This window comes from Mesorhizobium sp. 10J20-29, from assembly GCF_054130485.1.
In genome coordinates, this window is record NZ_CP199156.1 from 2,854,962 (window position 1) to 2,868,662 (window position 13,701).

Annotated in this window: 15 protein-coding genes; 11 read left to right on the top strand and 4 right to left on the bottom strand. The window is 64.3% G+C overall.

Annotation, left to right across the window (positions count from 1 at the left end; translation table 11 throughout):
• Nucleotides 1-3: 3 nt before the first annotated feature.
• Nucleotides 4-1,419 (bottom strand): metalloprotease TldD, encoded by a 1,416-nt coding sequence (gene tldD / locus ACT2BZ_RS13665; protein ID WP_457935688.1) that lies wholly within the window; start codon nucleotides 1,417-1,419, stop codon nucleotides 4-6.
• 238 nt (nucleotides 1,420-1,657) lie between these two features.
• Entirely contained in the window at nucleotides 1,658-2,134 is a 477-nt protein-coding gene (locus ACT2BZ_RS13670; RefSeq protein ID WP_457941313.1) for an invasion associated locus B family protein, read from the bottom strand.
• Nucleotides 2,135-2,652: 518 nt separating this feature from the next.
• Here ACT2BZ_RS13670 and coxB point away from each other — a divergent pair.
• The 11 genes from coxB to rnhA all read left to right on the top strand — a co-directional run bounded on the left by coxB (nucleotide 2,653) and on the right by rnhA (nucleotide 12,200).
• Complete coding sequence (coxB, locus tag ACT2BZ_RS13675; protein WP_457935689.1) at nucleotides 2,653-3,519, top strand: cytochrome c oxidase subunit II; 867 nt, start codon at nucleotides 2,653-2,655, stop codon at nucleotides 3,517-3,519.
• 32 nt (nucleotides 3,520-3,551) lie between these two features.
• On the top strand, nucleotides 3,552-5,204 hold the full coding sequence (ctaD, locus tag ACT2BZ_RS13680; RefSeq protein ID WP_457935690.1) for a cytochrome c oxidase subunit I: 1,653 nt from the start codon (nucleotides 3,552-3,554) through the stop codon (nucleotides 5,202-5,204).
• Between the two features lie 70 nt (nucleotides 5,205-5,274).
• The gene (locus ACT2BZ_RS13685) at nucleotides 5,275-6,219 is read left to right on the top strand and encodes a heme o synthase (RefSeq protein ID WP_457935691.1); all 945 of its coding nucleotides are present in this window, start codon (nucleotides 5,275-5,277) and stop codon (nucleotides 6,217-6,219) included.
• A 2-nt stretch (nucleotides 6,220-6,221) separates the two neighbouring features.
• Complete coding sequence (locus ACT2BZ_RS13690) at nucleotides 6,222-6,377, top strand: hypothetical protein (RefSeq protein ID WP_457935692.1); 156 nt, start codon at nucleotides 6,222-6,224, stop codon at nucleotides 6,375-6,377.
• A gap of 7 nt (nucleotides 6,378-6,384) precedes the next feature.
• A complete protein-coding gene (locus ACT2BZ_RS13695) occupies nucleotides 6,385-7,017 on the top strand; it encodes a cytochrome c oxidase assembly protein (protein WP_457935693.1) in 633 nt (210 codons plus the stop codon).
• A gap of 1 nt (nucleotide 7,018) precedes the next feature.
• A complete protein-coding gene (locus ACT2BZ_RS13700; protein WP_457935694.1) occupies nucleotides 7,019-7,903 on the top strand; it encodes a cytochrome c oxidase subunit 3 in 885 nt (294 codons plus the stop codon).
• A gap of 251 nt (nucleotides 7,904-8,154) precedes the next feature.
• Nucleotides 8,155-8,532: a DUF983 domain-containing protein gene (locus ACT2BZ_RS13705; protein ID WP_457935695.1), complete on the top strand. Its 378-nt coding sequence runs from the start codon at nucleotides 8,155-8,157 to the stop codon at nucleotides 8,530-8,532.
• A 2-nt stretch (nucleotides 8,533-8,534) separates the two neighbouring features.
• A complete protein-coding gene (locus ACT2BZ_RS13710; RefSeq protein ID WP_457935696.1) occupies nucleotides 8,535-9,278 on the top strand; it encodes an SURF1 family protein in 744 nt (247 codons plus the stop codon).
• Nucleotides 9,279-9,754: 476 nt separating this feature from the next.
• Nucleotides 9,755-10,759, top strand: coding sequence for a 4-hydroxy-3-methylbut-2-enyl diphosphate reductase (gene ispH / locus ACT2BZ_RS13715; protein WP_457935697.1), 1,005 nt, complete (start codon nucleotides 9,755-9,757; stop codon nucleotides 10,757-10,759).
• 5 nt (nucleotides 10,760-10,764) lie between these two features.
• Entirely contained in the window at nucleotides 10,765-11,727 is a 963-nt protein-coding gene (locus ACT2BZ_RS13720; protein WP_457935698.1) for a homoserine kinase, read from the top strand.
• Nucleotides 11,724-12,200: a ribonuclease HI gene (rnhA, locus tag ACT2BZ_RS13725; protein WP_457935699.1), complete on the top strand. Its 477-nt coding sequence runs from the start codon at nucleotides 11,724-11,726 to the stop codon at nucleotides 12,198-12,200. Before ACT2BZ_RS13720 ends, rnhA begins: the two co-directional genes overlap by 4 nt.
• A 15-nt stretch (nucleotides 12,201-12,215) precedes the next feature.
• Here the strand turns inward: rnhA and ACT2BZ_RS13730 are convergent, their stop codons facing one another.
• Together ACT2BZ_RS13730 and ACT2BZ_RS13735 are read right to left on the bottom strand one after the other, a co-directional pair.
• Nucleotides 12,216-12,698, bottom strand: coding sequence for a redoxin family protein (locus ACT2BZ_RS13730; RefSeq protein WP_457935700.1), 483 nt, complete (start codon nucleotides 12,696-12,698; stop codon nucleotides 12,216-12,218).
• 98 nt (nucleotides 12,699-12,796) lie between these two features.
• Nucleotides 12,797-13,597 carry a protein-disulfide reductase DsbD domain-containing protein gene (locus ACT2BZ_RS13735; protein WP_457935701.1) on the bottom strand — a complete coding sequence of 267 codons (801 nt, stop codon included), beginning with the start codon at nucleotides 13,595-13,597 and terminating at the stop codon, nucleotides 12,797-12,799.
• Nucleotides 13,598-13,701 lie beyond the last annotated feature (104 nt).

A 13,701-nucleotide genomic window follows, 5' to 3' on the forward strand; every position in this document is an offset into this window, starting at 1 on the left:
GTGTCAGACCCGCGTGCCGCCGACCGTCATCTGGTCCATCCTCAGATGCGGCTGGCCAACGCCCACCGGCACGCCCTGTCCGGCCTTGCCGCACATGCCGATGCCGTTGTCGAGCTTCATGTCGTTGCCGATCATGCTGACGCGATGCATCGCGTCCGGCCCGTTGCCGATCAGCATCGCCCCCTTGATCGGCTGCGTCACCTTGCCGTTTTCGATCATGTAGGCCTCGGTGCAGCCGAACACGAACTTGCCCGAGGTGATGTCGACCTGGCCGCCGCCGAAGGAGACGGCATAGATGCCGTTCTTGACCGAGGCGATGATCTCGGCCGGGTCCTTGTCGCCCGACGTCATGTAGGTGTTGGTCATGCGCGGCATCGGCTGGTGCGCATAGCCCTCGCGCCGGCCGTTTCCGGTGGCGGCCATGCCCATCAGGCGCGCATTCTGGCGGTCCTGCATGTAACCGACCAGCTTGCCGTCCTCGATCAGCACGGTCCGGTTGGTCGGCGTGCCTTCGTCGTCGACGGTCAGCGAGCCGCGCCTTTCGCTTATCGTGCCGTCATCGACCACGGTTACGCCCTTGGCGGCGACCTGCTGGCCCATCAGGCCGGCGAAGGCCGAGGTCTTCTTGCGGTTGAAGTCGCCTTCGAGCCCGTGGCCGACTGCCTCGTGCAGCATGACGCCCGGCCAGCCGTTGGACAATACGATGTCGAAGGTTCCGGCAGGCGCGGGAACCGCCTCGAGATTGACCAGCGCCTGGCGCAGAGCCTCGGATGCGGCGTGCTTCCAGCTCTCGTCGGCGACGAACTCGCCAAAGCCCTTGCGCCCGCCCATGCCGTAGGAGCCGGTTTCCTGGCGGTCGCCGTCGCCGACCACCACAGAGACGCTCATGCGCACCAGCGGCCGGATGTCGCGCACGCTCTGCCCGTCGGCGCGCAGGATTTCGACATGCTGCCACGAGGAGGCGAGCGACGCGCTGACCTGACGCACGCGCGGGTCGGCGGCGCGCAGATGCGCGTCGATTTCCTGCAGCAGCTTCGCCTTGGCCTCGAAGGAGGGCGAGCCGATCGGGTTCTCGTCGCTGTAGAGGTGCCGGTTGGTGCGCGGAGGCGCGTCGGCGAGCGTGCCGGAATAGCCGGACTTCACGGCCGAGACGGCGTCGGATGCGCGCAGCAGGGCGGCTTCCGACAGTTCGCTCGAATGGGCGTAGCCCGTGGCTTCGCCTGCCACCGCGCGCAGGCCGAAACCCTCGTCGGTGCTGTAGTTGGCCGTCTTCAGGCGGCCATTGTCGAACATCAGCGCCTCGCTCTCGCTGCTTTCGAGATAGAGTTCGCCGTCGTCGGCGTCCTTGATCGTGTCGGCCACGATCTGCTTGACGCGGTCGTCGGCTACGTCAAATCGTTCGATCAGTGTGGAACGCACCGCAAAGCTCCGTATTTTGAATTCGTGAGACAGATATAGGACGCCATCGGGAGAGTTGCACCCCGTGGCAACCGACCTCGCGATGCGGAGTGGACGGTGAAACAATTCTATTGGATTGCCGCGGGCGCATTCGTCGGGCTGGTCGTCGGTTCGTCTTCGGCACCCAGTCCGCCGTTGCCGGCGTCGGCATAGGCACGGCAGCGGGCATCGCCATCTCTACCGAATACCGATAGGGCGGCTAGGGCAGCGCGGCGAAAGCCTCGCCGAAGCCGGTCAGGTCGACCGGGATGCCGATGCCTTCCTCGGGCGTGGCGAACACGATGAAGGTCGCTTCGGTGCCAGTCTTCAGCGTGTCCAGCAATTGCTGCTCTAGGATCACCTCGGCATAGCAGCCGTCGGCGAAGCACTGCTTGAAATAGGCGCGGCCATTGTCCTTCTTGTCGATGTAGAGGCCGAGCCCGGTGGGCAGCAGCACGCCGAGAGGCGCCAGCACGCGCATGATCTCGGCCTTGCGGTCGGCCGTGCGCAGGATCACCACAGACAGGCCAAGGTCGGCGCGGTCCTCGGCGACGACGTTCTGCATCATGATGCATTGCTCGGAGGTCGCGCCTGCCGGTGTGTCGCAGATGATCGACCACGAGCCATGCGTCGAGCGAACGGAGCCGTTCTGCTGCGCCTGGGCCGGCAGGACGAGGCCGGAGAGGGAGGCGGACATGGCGACCACGGCTAGGGTCCTGGAAAGACCGGATATCATGACGTCTCCGTTGCGAATCACGGCCAGAGGCTGCCGGACCGCGCGACTATAGGATAACCCCGCCCCCGAACCAGCAGGGCAGGGCCGTTTGTTCCTTCTTCACGGTCAATTTGCCCGAATTGCGACATTTGGCGATACAATTTTTGACCGGTCGGGACATTTTTTGGCCAATCTACGATCTTCGGCCTCCCTCATCTGCGCGGCCGCGGGGCCTGCGGCAGCCCCGCTGAGGCCCGCTTGCGGCGACCAGCCAGCGGTCGAAACCGGAATCTGTCCGGCAAGACGGACACAACGCCACGGTACCCATTGCTCCGGCCGTCAGGCAGTCGCGCAAAAATGCCGCACGGTATTGGCTGCTCCTTTCTTGCGGTCGCAAAGAGAGTATGGTTTGAACCAACCGGGCACGAACGGGATTCCCGTGAAGGCTTGGCCAGGCATTGAGGGGTCGGGCTGAACGGCAGCAGGAGATGAACAGGTCTATGAGAAGACTTCTTGCAACGGCGGGCACGATCGGTGCGATTTTCGCACCTGCGGCAGCGCTTGCGGCGCAGCCGGTGGATTGGCAGATGCGATTCCAGCCTGCCGCCACGGACATCATGCGTCAGATCACGTGGTTCGAGGAATACACGCTGTGGTTCATCATTCCGATCACGCTGCTCGTTCTGGCGCTGCTGGCCTGGGTCATTCTGAAGTACCGCGCCAGCGTTAATCCGAATCCCTCGCGCACCAGCCACAACACGATGATCGAGGTGATCTGGACGATCGCGCCGGTTGTCGTTCTGCTGTTCATCGCGGTGCCGTCCTTCCAGCTGCTGACCGCCCAGTACACGCCGCCGGAAGAAGCCAAGCTGACGATCAAGGCGACCGGAAACCAGTGGAACTGGGACTACGAGTACCAGGTCGAGGAGCCGCTCTCCTTCAACGCGGCCATCCTGCAGGATGATGACAGGGCCTCGGCCGGCAAGGAAGACCGTGCGGTGTACCCGCGCCTCCTCGCCGTCGACAACGAGGTCGTCGTTCCGGTCAACACCATGGTTCGCGTCCTGGTGACCGCAAGCGACGTTCTGCATGCCTTTGCCATGCCGGCTTTCGGCATCAAGACCGACGCCGTGCCGGGCCGCATCAACGAGGTTTGGTTCAACGCCACCAAGGAAGGCCTCTACTACGGCCAGTGCTCCGAACTTTGCGGCAAGGACCACGCCTTCATGCCCATCGCTATCCGCGTGGTCAACGACACGCAGTACGAGACCTGGCTGGCAGCCGCCCGAAGCGATCTCGGCGGCGCAAACAAGGCGTTGATGGCGGAAATCGAGGGTGCCGCAAAAGTTGCCGACGCGGGCAACTGACTGGCACACGGACAGGGATCAGGGAACGGAACATGGCAGGCGCTGCAGCTCACGACGACCACGATCACAAGCCGTACCACGGCTGGGTTCGCTGGGTCTATTCGACCAACCACAAGGACATCGGCACGCTCTACCTGATCTTCGCGATCACCGCGGGCATCATCGGTGGCGCGCTCTCCGTCGTCATGCGCATGGAGCTGCAGGAGCCGGGCATCCAGATTTTCCACGGTCTCGCCGGGATGGTCTACGGCCTGGAAGGCGATGCCGCGCTGGACGGCGGCAAGTCGATGTACAACGCCTTCACCACGGCGCATGCGCTGATCATGATCTTCTTCATGGTCATGCCGGCGCTGATCGGCGGCTTTGCCAACTGGATGGTGCCGATCATGATCGGCGCGCCGGACATGGCGTTCCCGCGCATGAACAACATTTCCTTCTGGCTGCTCCCGCCGGCCTTCCTGCTGCTCATCATCTCGGCCTTCGTGCCGAGCGCGCCGGGCGCTTACGGCGTCGGCGGCGGCTGGACCATCTACCCGCCATTGTCGACATCCGGGCAGCCCGGACCGGCCATGGATCTGGCCATCCTGTCGATCCATATCGCCGGCGCGTCGTCGATTCTCGGCGCCATCAACTTCATCACCACCATCTTCAACATGCGCGCGCCGGGCATGACGCTGCACAAGATGCCGCTGTTTGCCTGGTCGGTGCTCATCACCGCCTTCCTGCTGCTCCTGTCGCTGCCGGTTCTGGCGGGTGGCATCACCATGCTGCTCACCGACCGCAATTTCGGCACGACCTTCTTCGCGCCTGACGGCGGCGGCGACCCGATCCTGTTCCAGCACCTGTTCTGGTTCTTCGGTCACCCGGAGGTCTACATCCTGATCCTGCCGGGCTTCGGCATCGTCAGCCACATCGTGTCGACCTTCTCGCGCAAGCCGGTGTTCGGTTATCTCGGCATGGCCTACGCAATGGTCGCCATCGGTGCGGTTGGCTTCATCGTCTGGGCCCACCACATGTACACGACCGGCCTGTCGCTCGACACGCAGCGCTATTTCGTCTTCGCCACGATGGTCATCGCGGTGCCGACGGGCGTGAAGATCTTCTCGTGGATCGCCACCATGTGGGGCGGTTCGATCTCCATGCGCACGCCGATGCTGTGGGCGATCGGCTTCATCTTCCTGTTCACCGTCGGTGGCGTCACCGGCGTGCAGCTCGCCAATGCCGGTCTCGACCGCTCGCTGCACGACACCTACTACGTGGTCGCCCACTTCCATTACGTGCTGTCGCTCGGCGCGGTCTTCGCGATCTTCGCCGGCTGGTACTACTGGTTCCCGAAGATGACGGGCTACATGTACTCGCCCTTCGTCGCGCGCACCCACTTCTGGGTCACGTTCATCGGCGTCAACCTGGTGTTCTTCCCGCAGCATTTCCTCGGCCTCGCCGGCATGCCGCGCCGCTACATCGACTATCCGGACGCCTTTGCCGGCTGGAACGCCATTTCGTCCTACGGTTCCTACCTGTCGGCCTTCGGCGTGGTGATCTTCCTCTACGGTGTCTGGGAAGCCTTCGCCAAGAAGCGCATCGCCGGTGACAATCCCTGGGGTCCGGGCGCCACCACGCTCGAATGGCAGCTTTCGTCGCCGCCGCCCTTCCACCAGTGGGAGCAGCTGCCGAAGATCAAGTAATCTGACGCACCAATGAAACTGCCGGGAGACCGGCAGTTTCGCCTTGAAGGAAAGATCGGACTGCCCGAGAATGGCCCTTGTGGACAAGACAGCTTTTGACGATGCCGGCCGGCAAATGTCCGAAGCCACGGCTGGCGACTACATCGAGCTCCTGAAGCCTCGAGTGATGTCGCTTGTCGTGTTCACGGCCTTCGTGGGTATGGTCGCGGCGCCCGCCACGCTCAACCCGGTGCTTGCCGTCATCGCCATCATGGCCATCGCCATCGGCGCTGGCGCCTCGGGCGCGCTCAACATGTGGTACGACGCCGATATCGACGCGGTCATGACCCGCACCCGCGGCCGTCCCATCCCGTCGGGCCGCGTCCGTCCGGCCGAGGCGCTTGCCTTCGGCCTCATCCTGTCTGTGCTTGCGGTGATGACGCTCGGCGTGCTGGTCAACTGGCTTTCGGCGACGCTGCTTGCCTTCACCATCTTCTTCTACGCCGTCATCTATACGATGTGGCTGAAGCGCTCGACGCCGCAGAACATCGTCATCGGTGGTGCTGCCGGCGCCATCCCGCCGGTCATAGGCTGGGCTGCGGCGACCGGAAATGTGAGCCTCGAGAGCGTCATCCTCTTCCTCATCATCTTCCTCTGGACGCCGCCCCATTTCTGGGCGCTGGCGCTGTTCAAGTCGGGCGAATACGGCCGCGCCGGCATTCCGATGATGCCCAATGTCGCCGGTTCCCTGTCAACGCGCCGCCAGGTGCTTGCCTATGCCGTCCTGACGGCTGTCAGCGGCGTTCTGCCCTGGGTGCTCGGCTACACCACCGCCGGCTACGGCCTGGTGGCGGCCGCACTCGGCATCGGCTTCGTGCACTATTCCTGGAAGGTCCTCCAGATGCCCGAGGGCGACGAGGTGATGAAGCCTGCCAAGTCGCTTTTTGCCTATTCGCTGCTCTATCTGTTCGGGATCTTCGCCGCCTATCTCGCTGACGCAGTGGCGCAGCGGGCGTTCATGATAAGCGGAGCATAATCATGGAAAACGAACTCGTTACCCTCACCGCCAGCCAGAAGCGGGCGCGCCGCAGCCGCTCGGTGGCGATCGGCCTGGCGCTTTTTGCGCTGGTCATCATCTTCTACGTCGCCACGATCGCCAAGTTCGGTCCGGGCATTCTCGACCGGGCCATGTGAGCAGCGCATGACCGACACGAGGACAGCCGACGACAAGAGGAAGAGCCATGCCAACCGCATGGTGGCGCTGGTCTGCGTCGCCTTCTTCGGCGGCATGATCGGCATGGCCTATGCCGCCGTGCCGCTCTACGCGATGTTCTGCCAGGTCACCGGCTATGGCGGCACCACGCAGCGCGCCACGCAGTATTCCGACCGGATTCTCGACCGCAAGATCACGGTGCGCTTCGACGCCAACGTCTCGGGCGGCCTGCCCTGGACCTTCAAGCCGGTGGCGCGCGAGGTCTCGATGAAGATCGGCGAGACGGCACAGGCGCACTATACCGCCTCCAACCCGTTTCCGACGACGACGTCCGGCCGCGCCACCTACAACGTGACGCCCGAATTCGCCGGCTCCTACTTCAACAAGGTCGAATGCTTCTGCTTCACCGACACCACCCTGAAGCCGGGCGAGACGATCGACATGCCGGTCGTCTTCTACGTCGATCCCGATATCGTCGATGCGCCCGAACTCAAGGACATCACCACGATCACGCTTTCCTACACCTTCTTCCCGATCGAAACGCCGAAGCCGGTGGCAGAGGCGCCGCGGGCGGAAGGCACATCCACACTCATTAATACCGAAGAGAATCTCGGGGGCTGACATGGCAGACGCACACGCAAAACCGGACCACGACTATCATATCATCGACCCCAGCCCCTGGCCCTTCATCGGCTCGGTCGGCGCCTTCATCATGGCGATCGGCGGCGTTGCCTGGATGCAGTATCTGAAGGGCAACGAGTTCGCCCTCTTCGGCATCAACCTGGCCTCGCCATGGCTTTTCTTCATCGGCCTGGCGATCGTGCTCTACACCATGTTCGCCTGGTGGTCGGACACCATCAAGGAGAGCCACGAGGGCCATCACACGCCGGTCGTCTCGCTGCATTTGCGCTATGGCATGATCCTGTTCATCGCCTCCGAGGTGATGTTCTTCGTCGCCTGGTTCTGGGCCTTCTTCGATGCCAGCCTGTTCCCCGGCGAAACCCAGCAGTATGCGCGCGACGCCTTCACCGGCGGTGTCTGGCCGCCCAAGGGCATCGAGGTTCTCGATCCCTTCCACCTGCCGCTCTACAACACCATTATCCTGCTGCTGTCCGGCACGACGGTCACCTGGGCGCACCACGCGCTGCTGCATGACGACCGCAAGGGCCTGATCAACGGCCTGATCCTGACCGTCGGGCTCGGCGCGCTGTTTTCCATGGTGCAGGCCTACGAGTACATCCACGCCCCGTTCGGCTTCCAGGATTCGATCTACGGCGCGACCTTCTTCATGTCGACCGGCTTCCATGGCTTCCACGTTCTGGTCGGCACCATCTTCCTGCTGGTCTGCCTGATCCGCGCGATGAAGGGCGACTTCACGTCGAAGCAGCATTTCGGCTTCGAGGCGGCTGCCTGGTACTGGCACTTCGTCGACGTGGTCTGGCTGTTCCTCTTTGCCAACATCTACGTCTGGGCCTCGATCGGCGCGCCGATCGCCCACGGTCACTGACGCCCGACACCAACGAAAGAGAGGCGGCCGCGGCAACGCGGTCGCCTCTTTGCTATTGTGGACCAGCCTTGGGCATGCCGGGGCGCTGCGGCAACGCGTAACGTCGACCGGGCGGGCCTCGGGTGATAGACCCTGCCCAACAGGTTTTGCGTGACGTCGCCCGCCGGCAGGCATGGCGGTCGCACGGGCAATCATCCAGCGGACGTGAATTGGGCGAACTTCGAGAACGTCACCCCTACCGGGAACAGGCTATGAACGACAACACGGGCTATCCTCCCGTCGAGCCCATCGTGGCCGGCCTCAAGGGCTGCTGCCCGCGCTGCGGCAAGGGAAAGCTCTTCTCGGGCCTCCTCAACATTGCCCCCGAATGCGACAATTGCGGTCTCGACTATTCCTTCGCCGATGCCGGCGACGGGCCGGCCGTCTTCGTCATCCTGATCATCGGCTTCATCGTCGTCGGGCTGGCGCTGTGGATGGAGGTCACCCTCAACCCGCCGCTCTGGGTGCATTTCATCCTCTGGGTACCGCTGACGGTGGTGCTGGGCCTCGGCGCCCTGCGCCTCATCAAGGGCATGCTGGTGACGCTGCAATATGCCAATAAGGCCGCGGAAGGCCGCCTGGACCGGTGAGCATGGACAGCGCCGACACAAGGCCCGCCTCCCGGCGGATCGTCTGGCTCGCCCTGCTGTTCGGCGTGCCGGCCATAGCCGTCCTGCTGGCCCTCGGCACCTGGCAGGTCCAGCGCCTGCAGTGGAAGGAAGCGCTGGTCGCGACGATCGCGCAACGCATCGACGCCGCGCCGCTGCCGCTTGCCGCCATCGAGCAGAAGGCGGCCGGGGGCGCGGCCCTCGACTATTGGCCGGTCGCTGCCAAAGGCCGCTTCCTGCACGAAGGCGAGCGCCATTTCCTCGCCACCCATCAGGGCAAGTCGGGCTTCTTCGTCTATACGCCGATGCTGCTCGACGACGCGCGCATCGTCTTCGTCAACCGCGGCTTCGTGCCCTACGATCTCAAGGACGCCGCCAGGCGCCCGGCCGGCCAGGTCGAGGGCGAGGTCGCGGTCACCGGCCTGGCCCGCGACCGTCTGTCCGAGAAGCCGTCCTCGCTGGTCCCGGACAACGATCCGGCCAAGAACGTATTTTACTGGAAGGATCTCGACGCAATGGCGGCGAGTGCCGGCCTCCCGGCCGGAGCGGACGTGCTGCCCTTCTTCATCGACGCAAACGATGCGCCCAACCCCGGCGGCTGGCCGGCAGGCGGCGTCACCATCATCGAACTCCCCAACAACCACCTACAATATGCCGTCACCTGGTACGGCCTCGCCGCGGCGCTGGCCTGCGTCATGCTGGTCGGCTGGCTGAAGCGCACGCGCTGAGGCTGCGATCCGCCTGCAAATTATCTTTCACGCTTTTTATCCACGCTTTTGCGTTCGCGCGCATAATGCCCTCATCTCCTGTACGGGAACGCGGGGTCGCGAACCGGGCGAGCGTGGCAGGAGACGGCGCCGGGTGGCTGCGCGAAACGGTGGCGCGGTTGGACATCATCATCCTCACACCCGGGCCCTGGCCGAGGCATGTGCGTGAAACTCGTTGCTCCCTGCGGCAGGGCAAGAACGTCGGCGGGCGCCAGGAAAGCGCCACGTAGTTACTTAGAGAGGTGCGGACCTGGTGCCCGCTTCCCGACTGCCTCCGACCCTCATCCCGAGAAGGTCGAAGGATCAATGGCCAGACCGGAAACGGGGCGTGGCGACAGATTGACATGCCTCGAATGAAGCCTTGCCCTTGACAGGCCAATGCCCGCAACGCCATTTCGGGGCGGACCGAACTCCCCGGCCACGATCCAGAGACACATATGCTCGACCGACCGACAAAATCGCCGCTGACGATCAGGCTTTGCCAGCCGCGCGGCTTCTGCGCCGGCGTCGACCGGGCAATCCAGATCGTCGTGCTGGCGTTGAAGAAGTACGGCGCGCCGGTCTATGTCCGGCACGAGATCGTCCACAACCGCTACGTCGTCGAAGGCCTGCAGAAGCTCGGCGCGGTCTTCATCGAGGAGCTTTCCGAGATTCCGCCGCAGCACCATGCCTGCCCGGTCGTGTTTTCGGCGCATGGCGTGCCGAAATCGGTCCCGGCAGACGCCGAAGCGCGCAACCTCTTCTATCTCGACGCCACCTGTCCGCTGGTCTCCAAGGTGCACAAGCAGGCGATGCGCCATCAGCGGCTCGGCCGCCACGTGCTGCTGATCGGTCATGCCGGCCACCCGGAGGTCATCGGTACGATGGGGCAACTGCCCGAGGGCGCCGTGACCCTCATCGAGACCGAGGCCGACGTGCAGGCCTTCGAGCCGCAGGATCCGGCAGCGCTCGGTTTCGTCACCCAGACCACGCTGTCGGTCGAAGACACTGCCGGCCTCATCCGGGCGCTGCAGCAGCGCTTTCCGGAGATCAAGGCATCGGCGGCAGAATCGATCTGCTACGCCACCACCAACCGCCAGGAAGCGGTCAAGGAAGCCGCCGCCGGCGCCGATCTCTTCCTCGTCGTCGGCGCGCCGAACTCGTCCAACTCCATGCGGCTCGTCGAGGTTGCCGAACGTGCCGGCGCAAGCATGTCGCTTCTGGTGCAGCGCGCCGCCGACATTCCGTGGGACCGCATTGGCGAGATCTCGACGCTCGGCCTGTCAGCCGGCGCATCGGCGCCCGAGATCATCGTTGACGAAATCATCGACGCCTTCCGCGATCGCTTCGACGTTGCCGTCGATCTCGCGATCACCGCGACGGAGACAGAGGAGTTCCCGGTCATGCGGGTGTTGCGCGATGTTGAACTGACCAGGGCCGACATGGCCTTCGTGAACGGCTGATACCGATGGCCGTCTATACCGATGTTTCCGAAGGCGAGCTCGAAACCTTCCTGCTCGATTACCCGGCCGGCAGGCTCCTGTCCTACAAGGGCATCGCCGAGGGCTCGGAGAATTCCAATTTCCTGCTGCACACCACGGCCGGGTCCTTCATCCTGACGCTCTACGAGAAGCGCGTCGACCGCAACGATCTGCCCTTCTTCCTCGGGCTGATGGATCACCTCGCCAGCAAGGGCATTTCCTGCCCGCTGCCGGTCAAGCGCAGCGACGGCGAACTGGTCGGGATGCTCGCCGGCCGGCCGGCCGCGCTGATCACCTTCCTGGAAGGCATGTGGATGCGCCGGCCGACCGTCGGGCATTGCCGCGCCGTCGGCGTCGCGCTGGCGCAACTGCACCTTGCCGGCATGGACTTTCCGCTGTCGCGGCCCAATTCGCTGTCCATCGATGGCTGGCGCAAGCTCTGGCAGGCCTCGCATGACCGTGCCGACGAGGTAGAGCCCGGCCTCGCAGCGGAGATCGACGAGGACTTCGCCGCATTTGACAGCGTCTGGCCGTCCGGGCTTCCGGCCGGCGTCATCCATGCCGACCTGTTTCCGGACAACGTTTTCTTCCTCGGCGAAAAGCTGTCCGGCCTGATCGATTTCTATTTCGCCTGCAACGACCTCTATGCCTACGACGTGGCGACCTGCCTCAACGCCTGGTGCTTCGAGAAGGACTTTTCCTTCAACCTGACCAAGGGCACGGCCCTGCTTGCCGGCTATCAGAGCGTCCGCCCGTTGAGCGACGCCGAAAAGCAGGCGTTGCCGTTGCTCGCCCGGGGCTCGGCCCTGCGCTTCATGCTGACCCGGCTCTACGACTGGCTGACCATTCCCGACGGCGCCCTGGTGCAGAAGCGCGACCCGATCGAGTACATCCGCCGCCTTCGCTTCCACCGCACCATCAAGTCTCCATCGGAATACGGTTTGAAATGAACAAGACAGTCGAGATATTCACCGACGGCGCCTGCTCCGGCAATCCCGGTCCCGGCGGCTGGGGCGCCATCCTGCGCTTCAATGGCACCACGAGGGAACTGTCGGGCGGCGAGGCCGAAACCACCAACAACCGCATGGAGCTGTTGGCGGCGATCTCGGCGCTCAACGCGCTGAAGGAGCCGTGCACCGTGCTGCTTCACACCGACAGCAAGTACGTGATGGACGGAATCTCGAAATGGATTCACGGCTGGAAGCGCAACGGCTGGAAGACCGCCGACAAGAAGCCGGTCAAGAATGGTGAATTGTGGATGGCGCTGGACGAGGCCAACAAGCGCCACAAGGTCACGTGGCAATGGGTCAAGGGCCACGACGGCCACCCCGAAAACGAGCGCGCCGACGAGCTGGCGCGCATGGGCATGGCGCCGTACAAGCCGGCGCGCCCTTCGGCCCGGCCCGCTGCGCTCAAGGGCTGAGCGCAGCGAAGTCGATCAGAGCTGCTCGAGGATCTGGGCAGCGCCGGAGTTGTTGACGCCGGGCTGGCTCTCGACATTCAGCGCCGTCACCTTGCCGTCGTCCACGATCATCGAGAAGCGCTTCGAGCGGTGGCCCATGCCGGCGACCGCGAGGTCGACTTCCAGTCCGGCTGCGCGCACGAAGTCGCCATTGCCGTCGGCCAGGTAGAGGATCTTGCCTTCGCCGCCAGTGAAGCGGGCCCATGCGCCCATCACATGCACGTCGTTGGTCGCCACGACCGCGATCGTGTCGACGCCGCGGGCCAGGATGGCGTCGCGGTTCTCGAGATAGCCCGGCAGGTGGTTGTTGCTGCAGGTCGGCGTGAAGGCGCCCGGCAGGCCGAACAGCACGACCTTCTTGCCGGCGAACACGTCGGCGACGGACAGTTCCTTCGCGCCGTCGTCGGTCATGGTCTTGAATTTCGCTTCAGGCAGCTTGTCGCCGACGGAGATGCTCATCGCTTTTCCTTGCAGATCGGATGTCGATTGGGGTGAAGATGTCTACCTAGGTCTGGCCGGCACGCCGTCCAGCGCGTAGGCGACGAAATATTCGCGGATCAGAAATATGGCAATAGCCCGCTGACCGAGCCTGCGTCGGTCGCCAGCGTGTAGTGCAGCCCGGGCCCCGTGCCCGTGCGGGCCGGAAGGCTCACCTCCGTGGTGAAGATGACCTTGCCATCCTCGATCGTCCGCTTCGGCGCGGTGAAGCTGTACCCTTCGTCGCCGGCGATGAAGAGCTCCGCCGATGCCGGGTCGCCCGGGAAGCGTGCCTCCAGAACGATGGTCTGCGCACCGGGCTCGCTGATCGGCCTGACGCCGAAATCGTCTCCGGCCTTACCGGGCAGGGCGGCAAGTGCGGCTGCCACCACGGCTGCGTCATCTGCATTGTCCGGATCACTTGCCGGGTCGAGCGAGAGGTTGGCCTTCACCGGTATGCAGATCGTCTCGCAGATACCCAGGAACACTTCGGCGTCGATCAGCGCTGGCTGACCGGGCGCGGCCATTGTGAAGGTGACCGGCAGGGCGACCGGGTAGTCGTAGCCGGCCCATTTGTAGTCGCCCTCGTCGTGCCTTTGCGGCGTCGGGAAATCGAAGGCGGCGCCTTCGACATTGGTGCTCGCCGACACGTCGATGATGGGCGGCACGCCCGCATCGCCGGGATCGCGCCAGTAGGTTTTCCAACCGCGCGCGAGGTCGATTTCGAGAATGCCGGTCAGCTTTCCGTCGGCATCGGCTTGACCCGTGGTGACGATCCGCACCCGCGCGCCGTCCGTGTCGAACCACTGGCTGGATGACGCAAAGGCTGCGTCGGCGCCGGAAATGCAAAGCAACAGTGCGGGCAGGGCGGTTCTCAGCATGTCGCTGATGTGACGGGCCGGGCCGCAATCCGCAACGCCTGAATTGCCTCTGCGCCATCATTTTTGCGTGACTGTCTCGCGATGAATTTGCCGCAACCGCTTTC